Source organism: Rugamonas brunnea (assembly GCF_014042345.1).
Lineage (GTDB): Bacteria > Pseudomonadota > Gammaproteobacteria > Burkholderiales > Burkholderiaceae_D > Rugamonas > Rugamonas brunnea.
Genome location: NZ_JACEZT010000021.1, coordinates 1 through 18587, shown reverse-complemented (window position 1 = coordinate 18587; position 18587 = coordinate 1). Strand labels below are relative to the sequence as shown.

Annotated in this window: 16 protein-coding genes; all 16 read right to left on the bottom strand. The window is 66.1% G+C overall.

Features of this window, described 5'->3' with window-relative positions:
* Nucleotides 1–23: 23 nt before the first annotated feature.
* Nucleotides 24–1547, bottom strand: a complete 1524-nt coding sequence (purF, locus tag H3H37_RS22845; RefSeq protein WP_182166842.1) for an amidophosphoribosyltransferase — start codon at nt 1545–1547, stop codon at nt 24–26.
* Nucleotides 1548–1584: 37 nt separating this feature from the next.
* Nucleotides 1585–2073, bottom strand: a complete 489-nt coding sequence (locus H3H37_RS22840; RefSeq protein ID WP_182166840.1) for a CvpA family protein — start codon at nt 2071–2073, stop codon at nt 1585–1587.
* A 19-nt stretch (nt 2074–2092) separates the two neighbouring features.
* The gene (locus H3H37_RS22835) at nt 2093–3109 is read right to left on the bottom strand and encodes an SPOR domain-containing protein (RefSeq protein WP_182166838.1); all 1017 of its coding nucleotides are present in this window, start codon (nt 3107–3109) and stop codon (nt 2093–2095) included.
* 31 nt (nt 3110–3140) lie between these two features.
* Entirely contained in the window at nt 3141–4430 is a 1290-nt protein-coding gene (gene folC / locus H3H37_RS22830) for a bifunctional tetrahydrofolate synthase/dihydrofolate synthase (RefSeq protein ID WP_182166836.1), read from the bottom strand.
* A 78-nt stretch (nt 4431–4508) separates the two neighbouring features.
* Nucleotides 4509–5381, bottom strand: a complete 873-nt coding sequence (gene accD / locus H3H37_RS22825; RefSeq protein ID WP_182166931.1) for an acetyl-CoA carboxylase, carboxyltransferase subunit beta — start codon at nt 5379–5381, stop codon at nt 4509–4511.
* Between the two features lie 225 nt (nt 5382–5606).
* Nucleotides 5607–6404, bottom strand: coding sequence for a tryptophan synthase subunit alpha (gene trpA / locus H3H37_RS22820; protein WP_182166834.1), 798 nt, complete (start codon nt 6402–6404; stop codon nt 5607–5609).
* A gap of 58 nt (nt 6405–6462) precedes the next feature.
* Complete coding sequence (gene trpB / locus H3H37_RS22815; protein ID WP_182166832.1) at nt 6463–7710, bottom strand: tryptophan synthase subunit beta; 1248 nt, start codon at nt 7708–7710, stop codon at nt 6463–6465.
* Nucleotides 7694–8386: a phosphoribosylanthranilate isomerase gene (locus tag H3H37_RS22810; RefSeq protein WP_182166830.1), complete on the bottom strand. Its 693-nt coding sequence runs from the start codon at nt 8384–8386 to the stop codon at nt 7694–7696. Before H3H37_RS22810 ends, trpB begins: the two co-directional genes overlap by 17 nt.
* 10 nt (nt 8387–8396) lie before the next feature.
* On the bottom strand, nt 8397–9197 hold the full coding sequence (gene truA, locus H3H37_RS22805) for a tRNA pseudouridine(38-40) synthase TruA (RefSeq protein WP_182166828.1): 801 nt from the start codon (nt 9195–9197) through the stop codon (nt 8397–8399).
* Nucleotides 9198–9293: 96 nt separating this feature from the next.
* Nucleotides 9294–12113 (bottom strand): motility hub landmark protein FimV, encoded by a 2820-nt coding sequence (locus H3H37_RS22800; RefSeq protein ID WP_182166826.1) that lies wholly within the window; start codon nt 12111–12113, stop codon nt 9294–9296.
* A 253-nt stretch (nt 12114–12366) separates the two neighbouring features.
* The gene (asd, locus tag H3H37_RS22795; RefSeq protein ID WP_182166824.1) at nt 12367–13494 is read right to left on the bottom strand and encodes an aspartate-semialdehyde dehydrogenase; all 1128 of its coding nucleotides are present in this window, start codon (nt 13492–13494) and stop codon (nt 12367–12369) included.
* Between the two features lie 44 nt (nt 13495–13538).
* Nucleotides 13539–14612 (bottom strand): 3-isopropylmalate dehydrogenase, encoded by a 1074-nt coding sequence (leuB, locus tag H3H37_RS22790; protein ID WP_182166822.1) that lies wholly within the window; start codon nt 14610–14612, stop codon nt 13539–13541.
* 13 nt (nt 14613–14625) lie between these two features.
* Nucleotides 14626–15273 (bottom strand): 3-isopropylmalate dehydratase small subunit, encoded by a 648-nt coding sequence (gene leuD / locus H3H37_RS22785; protein WP_182166820.1) that lies wholly within the window; start codon nt 15271–15273, stop codon nt 14626–14628.
* 53 nt (nt 15274–15326) lie between these two features.
* Complete coding sequence (locus H3H37_RS22780; protein WP_182166818.1) at nt 15327–15449, bottom strand: entericidin A/B family lipoprotein; 123 nt, start codon at nt 15447–15449, stop codon at nt 15327–15329.
* Between the two features lie 104 nt (nt 15450–15553).
* The gene (leuC, locus tag H3H37_RS22775) at nt 15554–16957 is read right to left on the bottom strand and encodes a 3-isopropylmalate dehydratase large subunit (RefSeq protein ID WP_182166816.1); all 1404 of its coding nucleotides are present in this window, start codon (nt 16955–16957) and stop codon (nt 15554–15556) included.
* Nucleotides 16958–17195: 238 nt separating this feature from the next.
* Nucleotides 17196–18587 (bottom strand): chemotaxis protein CheA (locus H3H37_RS22770; RefSeq protein WP_182166814.1); only part of this gene is annotated, 1392 nt, incomplete at its 5' end.

The following is an 18587-nucleotide window of genomic DNA, read 5'->3' as shown; positions in this document are numbered from 1 at the left end:
TGGGGCCGGCGCCGGGTAGGAACTTAGCCTTCCGTGGCGGCCAGGTTCAGGTTCAACTGGGAGCGGGCCGCATCCTCGACCGGCGCGGCCTTGGGGTTGTGGCGCGCGTATTCCAGCTTGTCCAGGTAATCCTTGGAAATGTCGCCCGTCACGTACACGCCGTCGAAGCACGAAGCCTCGAAGTTCTTCAGCTCCGGATTGACGTCGGAAATGGCGCGCTTGAGCGCGTCGATGTCCTGGTACACCAGTGCGTCGGCCGTGATCTCGCGGCACACTTCCTCGTTCGAGCGGCCGTAGGCGATCAGCTCGTCGCGCGTGGGCATGTCGATGCCGTACACGTTGGGGAAGATCACCGGTGGCGCGGCCGAAGCGAAGATCACCTTGGTGGCGCCGGCTTCACGGGCCATCTGCACGATCTCGCGGCTGGTGGTGCCGCGCACGATGGAGTCGTCCACCAGCAGCACCACCTTGTCCTTGAACTCGGAAGCGATGGCGTTCAGTTTCTGGCGCACCGACTTCTTGCGCGCCGCCTGGCCAGGCATGATGAAGGTGCGGCCGATGTAGCGGTTCTTGATGAAGCCTTCGCGGTATTCGATGTTCAGCGCCAGCGCCAGCTGGATGGCGGCCGGACGCGACGAATCGGGGATCGGCATGACGACGTCGATCTCGCCTTCCTTGAACTGGCGGCGGATCTTCTCGGCCAGGTATTCGCCCATCTTGAGGCGGGTGGCGTACACCGAGGCGCCGTCGATCACGGAATCGGGACGGGCCAGGTAGACGAACTCGAACACGCAAGGATTCAGGCTCGGGTTGTCGGCGCACTGGCGCGCGTGCAACTGCTTGTCGGCGTCGATGAACACGGCCTCGCCCGGCGCGATGTCGCGCACGAAGCGGAAGCCCATGCCTTCCAGCGCCACGGACTCGGAGGCGACCATGTATTCCACGCCCTGCTCGGTCTCATTGATGCCCAGGCACAGCGGACGGATGCCGAACGGGTCGCGGAACGCCAGCAGGCCGATGTCGGCGATCTGGGCCACGGCCGCGTAGCCGCCGCGCACCCGGCGGTGCAGCACGGCCACGGCCTTGAAGATGGCGTCCGGGTCCAGCACCAGGCCGGTGGTGGCTTGCTGGATTTCGTGCGCCAGCACGTTCAGCAGCACTTCCGAGTCGGAATCGGTGTTGATGTGGCGGCGGTCGTTCTTGAACATCTCCTGCTTCAGCTGTTCCCAGTTGGTCAGGTTGCCGTTGTGGGCCAACGTGATGCCGTAGGGCGCGTTCACGTAGAACGGCTGCGCCTCTTCCTCGCTCGACGAACCGGCCGTCGGGTAGCGGCAGTGGCCGATACCGGAATTGCCTTGCAGCGTACGCATGTTGCGGGTGCGGAACACGTCGCGCACCAGGCCGTTCGCCTTGTGCATGGCGAACATGCTGCTGTGGTTGGTTGCGATACCTGCCGCGTCCTGGCCGCGGTGCTGCAACAGCAGCAGCGCGTCATACAGCAGTTGATTGACAGGTTGATGGGAAACGACGCCGACGATGCCACACATGGTGTGCTCCTAGACTGGTACTACTGATTTAAAGAATTCAAAAATTCACATGCTGCGCCAGCGCAGCAGGCAGGAAAGGCTTGACGGTGCGGGCCCCGGTCTCCGCGAGCGGACTGAGCAGCGCGTCGCGCCAGAACGGCTGGCGCGGGATCGACGTCATGCCGCACAGGATCACCACCGTCAACACGATCACCAGTCCCCGCCCCAGGCCGAACAGGCCGCCCAGGCCGCGGTCGACCAGGCTCAGGCCGCCGGCCTGCACCAGCGCATCGAGCGCCATGGTGAGCAGGCCCATCAAAATCCGCACGCCGATGAACAGCGCGATAAACGCCAGCATCAGCCGCACCACCTGGCCCGGCACCACCTCGGGCAGCCAGCGCGCCACCGTGGCGCTGTAAGCATTGGCCGCGATGAAGGCGATGATCCAGCTGGCCAGCGAAAACATTTCCCTGACCAGGCCGCGCATGGTGCTGATGATGATGGAAGTGATCAACACGAAGATCACCAGGTAATCGAATAAGGTCACGTCCGCACTATCCGTCGCGTCACACCGGAACCAGGCTGCCGTTCAGACCCATCTTGGCCAGCTTGGCGCGCACTTTCTCGGCCTCCTCCTTGCTGGAGAACGGCCCCACGCGCACGCGGGTGCGCTCGCCCGACTGGGTCGGCACCTTCTGCGTGAACGACTTGATGCCGGCGCCGCGCAGCTTTTCCTGCAATTCATCGACCTTGTCCTGGGCGGCCAGCGCGGCCACCTGCAGCACATATTTCTGGCCAGCGGCCTCGGCCGGCTTGGCTGGCTTGCCCTCCAAAATCGCCATGGCGCGCGCCGCGTCGTCGGTGGACTTGGCTTCTTCCTTGGCGGGCTTGGCTTCGGCCTTGTGTTCCGGTTTCGCTTCGGCCTTCGCTTCCAGCTTGGCTTCGGCCTTGCTCTCCGCCTTGTGTTCGGGCTTGGCTTCGGCCTTGGCCTCCGTCTTCACCTCCGTTTTGGCCGGCTTCAGTTCCGCCTTGGGCAACTCGGCCACGGGCGGGGTTTCCTTGACCTTGGCGGGCGCGGCTGCGGCTGCCGGTTTGGGCTCGGCGGCGGGCTTGGCCTCGGCCACCGGCTTGGGCTCGACGGCCGCCACGGCGGGCGCCGCCTTGGCGGGCGCGGCCTTGGCAGGCTCCGTCACGATTTCTTCAGTATTGTCCAAAGCGGCGCTGGCCGCTACCGTGGCCGCTGCGGCCGGCAAGTCGCCGCTCTTGTCCTTGGACGGAATCTTGATGTCGATGTCGGACGACAAAGGTTTGGGCTCGGAATCGAGCACCATGGGCAAGCCGACCGCCACGGCCAGCGCCAGGGCGATCGCGCCCACCAGGCGGCGGCGCGCGCGCTTCTTCTCCGGCAGCACCGGATCGGCCGCCTCGGCGTCGGCGCGCGAACGGCCCTTGCCGCCGGCGGACGAGGCGCGCTTGGAGCGGGCCCGTTCGGTGGCGGCCTGGTCTTCCGCGCGGGAAAACTGGCCACTGTCTTCGCCGGAAGACTCTTGCTTGTTTTTACTGAGTTTCGAGAACAAGCCCATGCGTGATTTCAGTCGATTGCGTTCAGTGAGGTCAATGGGAGCTGGATTTTCGTGCCGCCATGACGCCGGCGACCGTGAGGAAAGATCCAAAGACCACAATTCTATCATTCTCGCCGCAACGGCTCATGGCATTTGCGTACGCCTGTGCCGGATCGTCGAAACAATTTATCGTCCGTTCCGGACGCTCTGGCTGCACGATCTGCACTTTTGCCGCCAGTTCGGCCGCCGTGGCCGCGCGCGGCGACGGCAGGCCGGTCAGGCACCAGTGGTCCACATGCTCGGACATGGCCGCGATCACGCCGTCGATGTCCTTGTCGTGCATGGAACCAAACACGGCATAGGTGTACGGGTGGAAGCCCATGTTGCCCAGGTTCTGGTTCAGCGCGGCGGCCGCGTGCGGATTGTGCGCCACGTCCAGGATCACGCTGGGACGGCCCGGCAACACCTGGAAGCGGCCCGGCAGTTCCACCGTCACCAGCCCGGTGCGCACTTCCTGCGCGCCCACGGGCAGTTCGAGGCGCAGCGCTTCCAGCGCGGCCAGCGCGGCCGACGCGTTCAGCAACTGGTTGGCGCCGCGCAGGCTGGGGTAAGCGAGCGCGTTGCGGCGCTGCGAACGGCCGCCGTAGTTCCACTGCTGCTTGTCGCCCGCGTAATTGAAATCGCGCCCCATCAGCCACAGGTCGGCGCCGATGGCGTTGGCGTGATCGATCAGCGACTGCGGCGGCACGGGGTCACTGCAAATGGCCGTCTTGCCCGCGCGGAAAATGCCGGCTTTCTCGAAACCGATCGCCTCGCGCGTGTCGCCCAGGTAATCGGTGTGGTCGATATCGACGCTGGTGACGATGGCCACGTCGGCATCGATCACGTTGACGGCGTCCAGCCGGCCGCCCAGCCCCACTTCCAGGATCACCACATCCATGCCGGCGTGGGCCAGCAGGTGGCAGATGGCCAGCGTGGTGAATTCGAAATAGGTCAGCGGCGTGTCGCCACGGGCGGCCTCGACGGCATTGAAGCTGGCCACCAGTTGCGCATCGCTGGCCAGCTCGCCGTTGACGCGGGCCCGCTCATTGAAGTCCAGGAAATGCGGCTTGATGTACAGCCCCACGTTGTAGCCGGCCCGCAGCAGCATCGACTCCAGCATGGCGCAGGTGGAACCCTTGCCGTTGGTGCCGGCCACCATGATGACGGGGCAAGTGAACGCCAGCGCCATGCGGTCCTTGACGGCGCGCACACGCTCCAGGCCCATGTTGATGACGGTTTCGGCGTGGCGCGACTCCAGCAGCGCGAGCCAGGCGGGCAAAGTGGTAGGAAGCGTAGACATGGAAATGGACTTCTGAATGAGAGCGGCGCGCAGCGGACGGTCGTCCTGCTGCGCGCCGGCGGGTAAGGCAACTACGTGTTAAGCCAGGACCTCGACGGCCTGGTTTTGCAACAAGGCCAGCAGGCGGGCGATTTCCTCGCGCATCTTGCGGCGGTCGACGATCATGTCCACGGCGCCTTTCTGCACCAGGAATTCGGCGCGCTGGAAGCCTTCCGGCAGTTTCTCGCGCACCGTGTTCTCGATCACGCGCGGGCCGGCGAAGCCGATCAGCGCCTTCGGTTCAGCGATCACCACGTCGCCCATGAAGGCGAATGAGGCCGACACGCCGCCCATGGTGGGATCGGTCAGCACGCTGATGAAAGGCAATTTCTTTTCCGACAGCTTGGTCAGCATGGCGGTGGTCTTGGCCATCTGCATCAGCGACAGCAAGCCTTCCTGCATGCGGGCGCCGCCGGTGGCGGTGATGCAGACGAACGGCACTTTCTGTTCCAGCGCGATCTGGGCGCCGCGCACGAAGCGCTCGCCGACCACGGAACCCATGGAGCCGCCCATGAATTCGAACTCGAAGCAGGCCACCACGACGGGCAGGCTCATGATGGCGCCGCCCATGACGACCAGCGCGTCGGTCTCGCCGGTCGCTTCCATGGCCTGTTTCAGGCGGTCCGGGTATTTCTTGCTGTCTTTGAATTTCAGGCTGTCGACAGGCAGCGTGTCCTGGCCGATTTCATAGCGGCCGCCGGCGTCGAGCAGGCCGTCGAGGCGCTCGCGGGCGCGGATGCGCATGTGGTGGTCGCACTTGGGGCACACGTGCAGGTTCGATTCCAGGTCGGTGCGGTACAACACCGCCTCGCACGACGGGCACTTGACCCACAGGCCTTCCGGCATGGTCTTGCGCGCCGCGGCGTCGGAACGCTGGATACGCGGGGGCAGAAGTTTTTCCAACCAACTCATCATTTCTCCTTGCTGCTAACAGGTGGCGGAAGTGTAGCCGTTTCTGGTCTGCCTGTCGAACATTCCGAATTGACAACATTGCGGTCGAAATCAGAAAAATGACAACAATTCGCGGATTTTATTGCGCAGTTGACGACTTCCACTGCGAACTACGCCCAACCGCCCCCCTTTAACATAGTCACGGCTTAACTCTATGTCAAGGTGGACGGCCGGGGCGGTACCCGATCAGGCGTCGAGCGCGGTGCGGATGCGCGAGACGAACGCTTGCACGGCCGGCACCACGGCATCCTGGGCGTTGTTTTCGATTTCCTGGATGATGCGGCTGCCGATCACGACCGCGTCGGCCACCTCGGCCACGGCGCGCGCCGTGGCGCCGTCGCGGATGCCGAAGCCCACGCCGATCGGCAGCTTGACGTGCTGGCGGATGGCCGTCAGCCGCTCGGCCACCTCGGCCGTGTCGATGTGGCCGGCGCCCGTCACGCCCTTGAGCGAGACGTAGTAGCTGAAGCCGCCGCCGACCTTGGCCACCTGGGCGATGCGCGCCTCGGTCGAGGTGGGCGCCAGCAGGAAGATCAGGTCCAGGTCGTTGGCGCGCATGGCGGCCGCGAACTCCTCGCACTCCTCGGGCGGGTAATCGACCACGATGGCGCCATCGGCGCCCGCCTCTTTCGACGCGGCGATGAAGGCGTCCGCGCCGATGCGTTCGATCGGGTTGGCGTAGCCCATCAGCACCACGGGCGTGCTCTGGTTGGTCTTGCGGAATTCGCGCACATAGCCGAACACGTCATGGATGCCGACCCCGAACGCCAGCGCCCGCTCGCAGGCGCGCTGGATGACGGGGCCTTCGGCCATGGGGTCGGAGAACGGCACGCCGAGTTCCAGGATGTCGGCGCCGCCGGCCACCAGCGCGTGCATCAGGGGCACGGTCAGTTCCGGCGCCGGGTCGCCGGCCGTGATGAAGGTGACGAGGGCGGTCTTTTTATCGGCTTTCAGGGCCGCGAAAGTTGGAGCGATACGGGACATGGTTTTATTCTTTCTTTAACAGGTGATCGGACAGGAGTCTCGGGCAATCCGGCTGACATCAGCCGAAGTTGAGCCCCATCCGTTCCGCCACCGTATGCATGTCCTTGTCGCCGCGGCCCGACAGGTTGGCCAGCACGATCTGATCCTTGGGCAGGGTGGCCGCCAGCTTGGCCGCGTAGGCCAGCGCGTGCGACGATTCCAGCGCCGGGATGATGCCTTCGATATGGCAGCAATCGTGGAATGCCGCCAGCGCTTCCTCGTCCGTGATCGACACGTACTCGGCGCGGCCGCTGTCCTTCAGGTAGGCGTGCTCGGGGCCCACGCCCGGATAGTCGAGGCCGGCCGACACGGAATGGGTCTCGATGATCTGGCCGTTCTCGTCCTGCAGCAGATAGGTGCGGTTGCCGTGCAACACGCCGGGGATGCCGCCCGTCAGCGAGGCGGCATGCTTGCCGCTGTCCAGCCCCTCGCCCGCCGCTTCCACGCCCACCAGCTTGACGTTCTTCTCATCGATATAGGGATAGAAGATGCCCATCGCGTTCGAACCGCCGCCGATGCAGGCCACCACGTAGTCGGGCTGGCGGCCCGTCATTTCCGGCATCTGCACCCGGCATTCCTCACCGATCACGGACTGGAAGTCGCGCACCAGCATCGGATACGGATGCGGGCCGGCCACGGTGCCGATGATGTAGAAGGTGTTCTCGATGTTGGTGACCCAGTCGCGCATGGCTTCGTTGAGCGCATCCTTGAGCGTCTTGGAGCCGGATTCGACCGGCACCACCTTGGCGCCCAGCAGCTTCATGCGGTAGACGTTCTGGGCCTGGCGCTTGACGTCCTCGCTGCCCATGTAGACCACGCATTCGAGGCCGAAGCGGGCGCAGATGGTGGCCGTGGCCACGCCGTGCTGGCCGGCGCCCGTCTCCGCGATGATGCGCGGCTTGCCCATGCGCTTGGCCAGCAAGGCCTGGCCGATCACGTTGTTGATCTTGTGGGCGCCCGTGTGGTTCAGGTCTTCGCGCTTGAAGTAGATCTGCGCGCCGCCGGCCTGCTCGGACCAGCGCTTGGCGTGGTAGATCGGCGACGGACGGCCGACGAAATGCTTGAGTTCGTAGCGGAATTCTTCCAGGAAGGCCGGGTCCTTGCTGTAGCGCGCATAGGCTTCGTTCAGCTCGGCCAACGCGTAGGTCAGCGTTTCGGCCACGAACGAGCCGCCGTAGGGGCCGAAATGGCCGCGCGCGTCGGGCAGCTGGTAATCGGTGGTGTGGAACAGGGGGGCGGCGAGGCCGCTGTCAGGCAAGGCTTTCATGTTGGCTGTCTCTTTCAATGATGGCATCGGCGGCCCGCACCGCCGCGACGAAGTCGGCGATCTTGCGGGCGTCCTTGATCCCCTTGGCCGCTTCGACACCACTGCTGATGTCGACGGCGTAGGGGCGTACACGCACCACGGCGTCAGTCGCGCTGGGTACGCTCAAGCCACCACTTAAAACGACCCGAGGCGCGAGCTCTTTTGGGATGAGAGACCAATCAAATACCTTTCCTGCGCCGCCGTAGGCTTCCACAAACGTATCGAGCAACAGGCTGGAAAACAGTGGGCTGGCGGCGCGGCAATGCTGCTCGTATTCTAGCAAATCGTCCGGCCGTGTGTCAGGTTTGACGCGGAACACGCGCAGGAACTGTCGCCCGCACGCCGCGGCGATGGCGGCGCTCTCGGCCACGGTCTCGTCGCCATGCAGCTGGATCAGCGCCAGCGGCGCCACGGCCGTGGTGGCGGCCACCTCGGCCGGGCTGGCGTTGACGAACAGGCCGGTGCAGGTGACGAACGGCGGCACGGTGGCGATCAGCTCGGCCGCGCGCGCCGGCGTCACATAGCGCGGGCTCTTGGGATAGAACACGAAACCGAGCGCGTCGGCGCCGGCCGCCACGGCGGCTTGCACGTCCTCTTCCCGGGTCAGGCCGCAGATCTTGATGCGGGTACGGTGCATGGGCACTCCTTCAAAACCAGGACAGCGGGCTGCTCGTTTCCAGCGGCAGCTGCCATTTGGGGTCGTAGTCGATTTCGGCCAGGTACAGGCCGTCAGGCATGAATGTGGGCGCGGCCTGGTGGCGGTCGCGCGATTCCAGCACCTGCCCCAGCCATTCGGGCGGCTTGCGGCCTGTGCCCACGTAGACCAGCGAACCGACCAGGTTGCGCACCATGTGGTGCAGGAAGGCGCTGGCCTTGACGGTGAAGATCACCAGCTCGCCACGACGTTCGATGGCGATGTCATGCATCAGCTTGACGGGCGACTTGGCCTGGCACTGGGCCGCGCGGAACGCCGTGAAATCGTGCCAGCCCAGCAGGGCCGGCACGGCGGCCCGCATCAGGACCACGTCCAGCGGCCGCCAGCAAAAGCCGGCGCGGCCGGCCAGCAGCGGCGCGCGCACGGGGGCGTTGTGCAGCACATAGTGGTAGGTACGCGCGCGGGCACTGAAGCGGGCGTGGAATTCCTCGCCTTCGGGGAAGGCCTCGATCTCCTTGACCCAGCGCACGCCGATCGACGGCGGCAGGAAGGCGTTCACGCCGCGCACCCAGGCGTGCGGTTCGCGCGCCAGGTCGGTATCGAAGTGCACCACCTGTTCCAAGGCGTGCACGCCGGTATCGGTGCGGCCGGCGCAGGTGGTGGCCAGCGGCACGGTGGCGAACTGCTCCAGGGCCCGCTCCAGCTGGTCCTGCACCGTGTGGCCGCTGGGCTGCTTCTGGTAGCCGTGCCAGGCACTGCCGTCGTATTGGACGCCGATTGCTATCCGTTTCAATTGCTGTCCGCTCAAAAATTCAGGTCAGCGCATTATAAACGGGAAACGACGTGGGAATGGCCGGGACAGCGACCCCGGCCATCGTCGCGGACGGGATCAGCCCAGCAGCGCGCGCATCGAGGTAGCCTTGGCCACCTGCTCGTCGCTGCCGCCACGGATCACTTCGTCCAGCAGTTCGCGCGCGCCTTCCTTGTCGCCGATCTCCTGGTAGGCGATGGCCAGGTCCAGCTTGGTTTCCATCTCCATGTGGACGGCCGACTGCGGCTCGGCGCGGGCTGGCTTGGTTTCCACGGCCGCGTTGTTCAAGTCCAGGTCGATGCTCGACAGGTCGAACTCGGGCGCGGCCACCTCGGCCGGGGCCGCGACAGGTGCCGGGGCCGCGGCGGGAATCTCGGGCAGCGCGAAATCGCTGGCGCTCAGTTCGGCCGCGGGCGCCGGCGCGGGCACGGCCGGAATATCGAAGTCCATCAGGTTCAGGTCGGCCAGCGGGTCGCTGTCCACCACGGGCAGCGGGGCCGGTGCGGGCGCGGCCGCCGGTGCAGGCGCGGCCGTGGCTGGCAAGTCGAGGCCGAAGTCCATGCTGAAGTCCTCGGCCGGGGCGGCGGCAGGCGCGGCGGCCGGGGCCGGTGGCGGCGCGGCGTCGAAACTCAGGTCGAACGCGGCATCCTCGGCCTTGGGTGGGGCAGCCTCGGCCGGCGCTGCCGGTGCTGGCGCGGCGGGCGCATCGAAACTCAGGCCGCCGAGGTCGAAATCGAGGAACTGGTCGGCCGGCGCGGCGGCGGCCATCGATGCCGGCGTGGGCGCGTCGGAGGGCACGGCCGTTTCCAGCGCGTGGTCGGTGCCAAAGTCCATGGCAGCCGGGGCCACAGCCGGGGCGGCGTCCTGGCTCAGGTCCAGGTCCAGGCCGCCGGCGGCGGCCGGTGCGGCGAAGCTGCTGGCCAGGTCATGGGCAGGCTCGGCCGGCGGCGGCGCGAACATGGACGGGTCGAAATCGTTGAGCGCGGCTGCGGCCGGGGCCGGCGCGGCCGCCGGCTGCTTGCCGGACGCATACAGCGGATTGTTCGGATCGAGGGCCTTGCCCAGCACCACGGCCTGGGCCCAGTCGTCGCCGTCGCCGCCCGTTTGCGAATACAGTTCCGAGGCCTGGGTTTCAAACGCGCGCACATCCTTGCGGGTGGCGTAGATTTCCAGCAGCTTCAGGCGCACGGCGTGGCGCTCCGGATGCATGCGCAAGGCTTCCTTGAGGATTTCCTCGGCCTGGGCATCGCGGCCGTAGGCGATGTACACGTCGGCCTCGGCCACGGGGTCGACTTCATTCGTGTCGAGCTGGCTGGCCGACGGCGCGAAGTTGGAGTTGAACACACTGTTGTTGGTGTCCACGCTCTGGCCGCCCGTTTCGGCGATCAGTTGCTGGCCCGTGGTGGGCGAATCGCCCAACACGCTCGTTTCCGTGCGCACTTCGGCCCCCGCCAGCTCCTGGCGCCGGCGGCGCGCCACCAGCAAGCCCACGCCGCCCAGCAAGGCGGCCAGGCCGGCGCCGATGTAGGTGATGTTGTCCATCACGATGTCGGTGATGCTCGGTTCGGCGATGCGCGGCGGCACCGCCACCGTGCGACGTGGCTTGTGCGGCGCGCTGGCGGCCATGCTGGCCGACGCGGCGGCGGAAGCGGACGCCGAGCCAGGCGCCGAGGCCTTGGCCGACGCATTCAAATCGATCACGGGCGCCGAAGCGGCCGCGCTGGCCGGGGCGGACGCCTTCTTCTGGTCCGCCAGCGCCTTGTTCTTCACGGCCATCAGGTTTTCCAGGTCGCTGACGTTCTTCTCCAGCTCCTTGACCCGGCTGGCCGCGTCGGCCACCTGCTTTTCCTTGGCGATCTTGTCTTCCACGGCCATGGCCGTCTTGCCGCCGGCCGGGGCCGAGGCGGGGTTGGCCTTGGACAGCTTCAGCTTATCCTGCGCCTCATTGACGGGGGTGGCGCGCTCCTCGACCTTGGCCGTGATCTTGCCGGCCACGCTCTGGGTCGCTTCCGGCTCTTTGGCCGGGGCGCTGGTGGCCACCTGGCCGGCCAGCTTGCTGCGATAGGCGTTGAAGTCGGCCGCATGGGCCACCACCACGCCGCGCGCCTCGCCTTCCGTGGCCGTGGCGCGCACGCTGTCGGCGTCCGGCACGGCCAGGATGCGGCCCGCCTTCAGGCGGTTCATGTTCTTGCCCGCGAACGCTTCCGGGTTGGCGCGGTACAGGGCCACCAGCATCTGGTCCAGCGACACGTCGACCGGCTTCAGCTGGCCGGCGATGCGGGTCAGGTTGTCGCCGGCCTTGACGTGGTACTGGCTGGCCGCCTGGCGGCTCTTCTCCCCTTCCGGCGCGGGCGCACGCGGGACCGGGGCCGGCTGGCTGGCGGCCGAAGGCGCCGGCGCGGCAGGCTGGGCCGCCAGCGCCGTCATCGCGGGCCGGGCCGGCGCGGCCACCTGGGCCGGCTGGGTGGCGCGCAGTTCGGCCGGATCGAGCAGGAAGGTGTATTCGCGCACCATGCGCCCGCCGTTCCAGTCCAGTTCCAGTAGCATGTCGACGAACGGTTCATTGACCGGCTGGCCGGACGTGATGCGGATCAGCTGGCGGCCATCGCGTTGCTGCACTTCAAAGCGCAGCGACAGCAGGGTGGGATTGAAATCGATGTTGGCGGCGCGGAAGGCGTCGGCCGGGGCCAGCTTGGCCACCAGCGCGCTGGCTTCGTCGGCCGAGACGGCCGTCAGTTCTATCTCCGCCCGCAATGGCTGACCCAGCGAAGACAATACGGTCAGCTTGCCGAGCCCGGCGGCGTTTGCTGCGGGGGATAAAAGCACGGCACAGGCGACGGCGCTGGTCAGTGTTTTCAACGCGAACGAAACGATGCGGGGGCGAGTGGTTAAATGCATAGTGGGCGGCGATAGAGTTGTCAGAGGGAAAAATGTTACTTTCCCGGAAGTATCAACATATCACCACGGGCTGGCCCGTGCAAGCTTTGCGCGTGCCGTGCGCCCCGATATGTCACCTAGGCGCCTAATGTATGCCTAAAAAACCGCGGTGGGAAGCGCCCGATAAAAAAACAGCGGCGCCGGTTGACACCGGGGCCGCTGTCGGTTCGCGGCGGAGCTGGCGCCCGCCGCGATAGTTGCCGATCAACAGTCGTTATGCATCAAGCACGATGCGCAGCATGCGGCGCAACGGTTCGGCCGCGCCCCACAGCAGCTGGTCGCCCACCGTGAAGGCGGACAGGTAGTCGTTACCCATGCTCATCTTGCGCAGACGGCCGACGGGGATGGTCAGGCCACCGGTCACGGCGGCCGGCGACAGGTCCTTCATCGACGCTTCGCGCGTGTTCGGCACCACCTTGGCCCATTGGTTGGACGAGGCGATGATGTCGGTCAGCTCGTCCAGCGGCACATCCTTGGTCAGCTTGATGGTCAGTGCCTGCGAGTGGCAACGCATGGCGCCGATGCGCACGCACAGGCCGTCGACCGGGATCGCCTTGGAACCGAAGTCCGCGCCCAGGCCCAGGATCTTGTTGGTCTCGGCGCCGCCCTTCCACTCTTCCTTCGACTGGCCGTTGCCCAGGTCCTTGTCGATCCACGGGATCAGGTTGCCGGCCAGCGGCACGCCGAACTGCTTGGTTTCCTCGGCGGTCAGGCCGTGCTGGGTGGCCAGCACCTGGCGGTCGATTTCCAGGATGGCGGAAGCGGGATCGTCCAGCAGCGGCTTGACGGCGCTGTTGATGGTGCCGAACTGGGTCAGCAGTTCGCGCATGTGCTGGGCGCCGCCGCCCGACGCGGCCTGGTAGGTCATGGAGGTCATCCACTCCACCAGGTTGTGCTGGAACAGGCCGCCCAGGCCGATCAGCATGCACGACACGGTGCAGTTACCGCCGATGAAGTTCTTCACGCCCTTGCCCAGCGCGTCCTTGATCACGTGCATATTGACCGGGTCCAGCACGATCACGGCATCCTTCTCCATGCGCAGGGTCGACGCGGCGTCGATCCAGTAGCCGTTCCAGCCGGCTGCGCGCAGTTTCGGGAACACCTCGCTGGTGTAGTCGCCGCCCTGGCAGGAAATGATGATTTCGCACTTGCTCAGCTCAGCGATGTCGGTCGCGCTTTTCAGCGTGGTTTCGTTTTTCGCCATGGCCGGCGCAGCGCCGCCCGGATTCGAGGTGGTGAAAAACACCGGTTCGATGTGGGCGAAATCGCCCTCTTCCCGCATGCGCTGCATCAGGACCGAACCGACCATGCCGCGCCAACCTACCAAGCCTACTAGTTTCATCATCATTCCTTCAATATCGTGTAAATCGTTTAAACCGTTCCGTCTTATTGCGCCAGCGCCTTGAGCACCGCGTCGCCCATCTGCGAAGTGCCCACCTTGGTGGTGCCTTCCTCGTAGATGTCGGGCGTGCGCAGGCCCTGCTTGAGCACGGCCTTGACGGCGTTCTCGATGCGGTCGGCCTGTTCAGGACGTCCCAGCGAGTAGCGCAGCATCATGGCAGCCGACAGGATGGTGGCCAGCGGATTGGCCACGCCCTTGCCGGCGATGTCGGGCGCCGAACCGTGCGACGGCTCGTACAGGCCCTTGTTGTTGGCGTCCAGCGAAGCCGAAGGCAGCATGCCGATCGAGCCGGTCAGCATGGAAGCCTGGTCCGACAGGATGTCGCCGAACATATTGCCGGTCACCAGCACGTCGAAGCGCTTGGGCGCGCGCACCAACTGCATGGCGGCGTTGTCGACGTACATGTGGTCCAGCGCCACGTCCGGGTATTCCTTGTGCACGTCGGTGACGATGTCGCGCCAGAACTGGAACGTCTCCAGCACGTTGGCCTTGTCCACGCTGGTCAGGCGCTTGTCGCGCTTTTGCGCGGCCTGGAACGCCACGTGGGCGATGCGGCGGATCTCGCCTTCGGCGTAGCGCATGGTGTCGAAACCTTCGCGCTGGCCCTTGAAGGCGCCGTCCGGGCACTCGCGCACGCCGCGCGGCTGGCCGAAGTAGATGTCGCCCGTCAGTTCGCGGATGATCAGGATGTCCAGGCCCGACACCACTTCCGGCTTGAGCGTGGAGGCGCCGGCCAGTTCAGGGTACAGGATGGCCGGACGCAGGTTGGCGAACAGGCCCAGGTGCTTGCGCAGGCCCAGGATGGCTTGCTCGGGGCGCAGCGCGCGCTCCAGCGTGTCGTACTTGAAGTCGCCCACGGCGCCGAACAGGATGGCGTCGGCCGCCTTGGCCAGCGCCAGCGTGCCTTCGGGCAGCGGGTGGCCATGGGCCGCGTAGCCGGCGCCGCCGACGGGCGCCGTTTCGAGCTCGAATTTTTCGTCCAGCGCGTTCAGGACCTTGACGGCCTGGTCGACGATTTCCGGGCCGATACCGTCGCCCGGGAGGATAGCAATTTTCATGTGATTTCGATCGTTAGATGACGTTGGCCAACCAGGGCTGGCTTGCCAGATGGCGCTCTTCGAAGCCGCGGATGGCGTCGGCGTGGCGCAGGGTCAGGCCGATATCGTCGAGCCCGTTCATCAGGCAGTATTTGCGGAAGGCGTCGATCTCGAAGGGGTAGGAGACGCTGCCATTGCTGGTGGAAATACGCTGCTGCTCAAGGTCGACCACCAGACGGTAACCGGGGAAGGCCTTGACTTCATTGAACAGATGATCGATCTGTGCTTCGGGTAAAACGATGGGCAGCAAGCCGCTCTTGTAGCAGTTGTTGAAGAAGATGTCGGCGAACGAGGGCGCGATGATGGCGCGGAAGCCATACTGGTCCAGCGCCCATGGCGCGTGCTCGCGCGAGGAGCCGCAGCCGAAGTTCTTGCGGGTCAGCAGGATGGAGGCGCCCTGGTAGCGCGGCTCGTTGAGCACGAAGTCCGGGTTCAGCGGACGGCGGCTGTTGTCCTGGCCCGGTTCGCCGTGGTCCAGGTAGCGCCATTCGTCGAACAGGTTGGGGCCGAAGCCGGTGCGGTGGATGGACTTCAGGAATTGCTTCGGGATGATGGCGTCGGTGTCGACGTTGGCGCGGTCAAGCGGGGCCACCAGGCCTTCGTAGATGGTGAATTTATCCATGGTACTCAATCAGTTGGTGCGGCGGCGGGCCGCCCGGGCCCGCCGCGCCGCGGTTATTTTTTACCAGCGCCTTCGACCGCCTGGCCCAGCTTCTCGACATCCTTGCCCATGCCCTGGATGGTGTTGCAGGCGGTCAGCGACAGGGCGATCAGGGACAGGGCGAACAGTTTTTTCATGATGGACTCTCGTTTAAGACTGGTATTTTTAGCGAATATAAGTGACGAAGGATCGGGCTCCCCGCCTTGGCGATGGGGCCCGACCCTGGTTAGCTGGCCGCCGCTTAACGCAGCGCGCGCACGTCGACGAAGTGGCCGGCGATACCGGCCGCCGCCGCCATGGCCGGCGACACCAGGTGGGTGCGTCCGCCCTGGCCCTGACGGCCTTCGAAGTTGCGGTTCGAGGTCGAGGCGCAGCGCTCGCCCGGCTCCAGCCGGTCGGCGTTCATGGCCAGGCACATCGAGCAGCCCGGCTCGCGCCATTCGAAACCGGCGTCGCGGAAGATGCGGTCCAGCCCTTCGCGCTCGGCCTGTTCCTTGACCAGGCCGGAACCGGGCACCACCAGCGCCAGCTTGACGTTGGAGGCGCGCTGCTTGCCGCGCACCACCTCGGCGGCGGCGCGCAAGTCCTCGATGCGCGAGTTGGTGCAGGAACCGATAAACACCTTGTCGATGCGGATGTCTTCGATGGCCGTGTTGGGCTTGAGGTCCATGTAGACCAGCGCCTTCTCCATCGCGTCGCGCTTGACGCTGTCCTTCTCGTGGTCGGGATCGGGCACGCGGCCGTCGATCGCGATCACCATCTCGGGCGAGGTGCCCCAGGTCACTTGCGGCTTGATCTCGGCCGCGTTGAGCGTGACCACCAGGTCGAACTTGGCGCCGGCGTCCGAATGCAGCGTGCGCCAGTACTCGACGGCGCGGTCCCAGTGCGGGCCGACGGGCGAGAACGGACGGCCCTTGACGTAGTTGATGGTGGTGTCGTCCACCGCGATGATGCCGGCGCGCGCGCCCGCTTCGATCGCCATGTTGCACACCGTCATGCGGCCTTCCATCGACAGCGCACGGATGGTGGAGCCGCCAAATTCGATGCAATAGCCGGTGCCACCGGCCGTGCCGATCTTGCCGATCACGGCCAGCACGATGTCCTTGGCCGTCACGCCGGCCGGCAGCGCGCCGTCCACCTGCACCAGCATGGCCTTCGACTTCTTCTGCAGCAGGGTCTGGGTGGCCAGCACGTGCTCCACTTCCGAGGTGCCAATGCCGTGCGCCAGCGCGCCGAAGGCGCCGTGGGTCGAGGTGTGCGAGTCGCCGCACACGACCGTCATGCCCGGCAGGGTCGCGCCCTGCTCAGGGCCGATCACGTGCACGATGCCCTGGCGCTTGTCGTTCATATTGAAATAGGTCAGGCCGTAGGACTTGGCGTTGCTGTCCAGCGTTTCCACCTGCAGGCGCGAGACCGGGTCGGCGATGCCGTGGGCGCGGTCGGTGGTGGGGACGTTGTGGTCGGCCACGGCCAGGTTGGCCGAGATGCGCCATGGCTTGCGGCCGGCGGCGCGCAGGCCGTCGAATGCTTGCGGGCTGGTGACTTCGTGCACCAGGTGCCGGTCGATGTACAGGACCGTGGTGCCGTCTTCCTCGGCCTTGACCACGTGCGATTCCCAGAGTTTGTCGTAAAGCGTCTTCATCATGATTTATGCAGTGCTGCTACCGCCTGTGTGAGTGATCCACTTTGATTATGCCATATTTGTGCATTGCAAAAGCGTCGCCGGTCTCAGCCTCGTGAGCTGATGCGGTTGCGCATCTTGATACACTTTGTATGACTCCTTTGCTATTTTGTATCATTTTGCCGCCCCGGCCAGCACGGCCGCGACGGCGAAAAAAAAGCCTGCGGGGTTCGCAGGCTTCGTGTCGGTCGCCAGCGTAACGCTAGGCTGCCATTCGGACACTGCTGCGGCACCCGTCCATCAGGAACGATAGGCCCACCACCAGCACCAGCTCGCCCTCGGCGGAGCGGGCCGTGCCCGTAATGCCTTCCACGGCGATGGCCGTCATCGGCTTGATCACCAGGTCGGCCGTGCCATCGACCGCTTCCACGGCCAGGATGTACGGTTGTGGCGCTGCAACAACAATGCCCACCTTCTCGCGGCAATTCTCGTAGCCCAGCGCGCCGGCCAGCGAACGCACCGGCAATGGCCGGCCCTGGTCCTTGAGCACGGGCGCGCCGCCCACTTCCATGAACACTTCCGGCAGCTCGACCACGCGCTGCACCACCGCCATCGGCAGCGCCAGCGCCGCGCCCGAGGTGGACACCAGCATGGTCGGCACGATCGACAATTCGATCGGCAGGCGGATCGCGAACTTGGTGCCGAAGCCGAGCGCCGATTCGATGTGGATGGCGCCGCGGTTCTTCTCCACGGCCGTCTTCACCACGTCCATGCCGACGCCGCGGCCGGACACGCTGGAGGCCACTTCCTTGGTCGAGAAACCGGGCAGGAACACCAGCTGGAAGCAATCGTCGGCCGTCAGCTGGGCCGATTCGCTGATCAGGCCCTTCTGCAATGCCTTCTGACGCAGCTTGATCGGGTCCATGCCCTTGCCGTCATCCTGCAGCACGATCATCACGCTGTTGGCTTCCTGCCATGCCTTGAGCGAAATGTAGGACTTGGTGGACTTGCCGGCCGCCACCCGTTCCTCGGGCGACTCGACGCCGTGGTCGAGCGCGTTGCGCAACATGTGCACCAGCGGATCGTACAGGCTGTCCACCACCACGCGGTCCACTTCCGTCTCCGCGCCCTCGATGGTCAGTTCCACGTCCTTGCCGAGGTCCTTGGCCAGTTCGCGCACCAGGCGCGGGAACTTCTGGAACAAGCGGCCCACCGGCTGCATGCGGGTCGCCAGCGTGGCGCGCTGCAGCTCGGTCGAGTAGCGCGAGGCGCGCTCCAGCGTTTCGGCCAGCGTGGCCATCAGCGTGGCGGCCTGGCCTTCGAACTTGAATTGCAGCAGGCGTTCCAGCAGCACGGCGGCCTGGTTGGCGGCCTGCACCGATTCGCCCGCCACTTCCAGCAGCGCGTCGAGCTTGACGGCGTCGACCCGGATGCTCTCTTCCTTGACGGGGGCTGCCTGCGGCCGGTCTTCGCGCTTCTCGCCCTCGGCCCGCGCGCGCGGCGCGGCGGATGGTGCGCCGGATGCCGCGGCGACCGCCACGGCCACGCCTTCGGCCACGGCGGCCGGCGTGGCGGCGGATGCGGCTGCGGGCGCGCTGCGCGTGTAGGTGCCTTCGGGCACCACCGACATATACATGCCTTCCCAGTCCAGGCC

What these genes read in the sequence shown, in the direction of transcription:
- purF (WP_182166842.1), bottom strand. Translation starts at nt 1,547, where the DNA reads ATGTGTGGCATCGTCGGCGTCGTTTCCCATCAACCTGTCAATCAACTG.
- H3H37_RS22835 (WP_182166838.1), bottom strand. Translation starts at nt 3,109, where the DNA reads ATGGGCTTGTTCTCGAAACTCAGTAAAAACAAGCAAGAGTCTTCCGGC.
- folC (WP_182166836.1), bottom strand. Translation starts at nt 4,430, where the DNA reads ATGTCTACGCTTCCTACCACTTTGCCCGCCTGGCTCGCGCTGCTGGAG.
- accD (WP_182166931.1), bottom strand. Translation starts at nt 5,381, where the DNA reads ATGAGTTGGTTGGAAAAACTTCTGCCCCCGCGTATCCAGCGTTCCGAC.
- trpA (WP_182166834.1), bottom strand. Translation starts at nt 6,404, where the DNA reads ATGTCCCGTATCGCTCCAACTTTCGCGGCCCTGAAAGCCGATAAAAAG.
- trpB (WP_182166832.1), bottom strand. Translation starts at nt 7,710, where the DNA reads ATGAAAGCCTTGCCTGACAGCGGCCTCGCCGCCCCCCTGTTCCACACC.
- H3H37_RS22810 (WP_182166830.1), bottom strand. Translation starts at nt 8,386, where the DNA reads ATGCACCGTACCCGCATCAAGATCTGCGGCCTGACCCGGGAAGAGGAC.
- H3H37_RS22800 (WP_182166826.1), bottom strand. Translation starts at nt 12,113, where the DNA reads ATGCATTTAACCACTCGCCCCCGCATCGTTTCGTTCGCGTTGAAAACA.
- asd (WP_182166824.1), bottom strand. Translation starts at nt 13,494, where the DNA reads ATGAAACTAGTAGGCTTGGTAGGTTGGCGCGGCATGGTCGGTTCGGTC.
- leuB (WP_182166822.1), bottom strand. Translation starts at nt 14,612, where the DNA reads ATGAAAATTGCTATCCTCCCGGGCGACGGTATCGGCCCGGAAATCGTC.
- leuD (WP_182166820.1), bottom strand. Translation starts at nt 15,273, where the DNA reads ATGGATAAATTCACCATCTACGAAGGCCTGGTGGCCCCGCTTGACCGC.
- H3H37_RS22780 (WP_182166818.1), bottom strand. Translation starts at nt 15,449, where the DNA reads ATGAAAAAACTGTTCGCCCTGTCCCTGATCGCCCTGTCGCTGACCGCC.
- leuC (WP_182166816.1), bottom strand. Translation starts at nt 16,957, where the DNA reads ATGATGAAGACGCTTTACGACAAACTCTGGGAATCGCACGTGGTCAAG.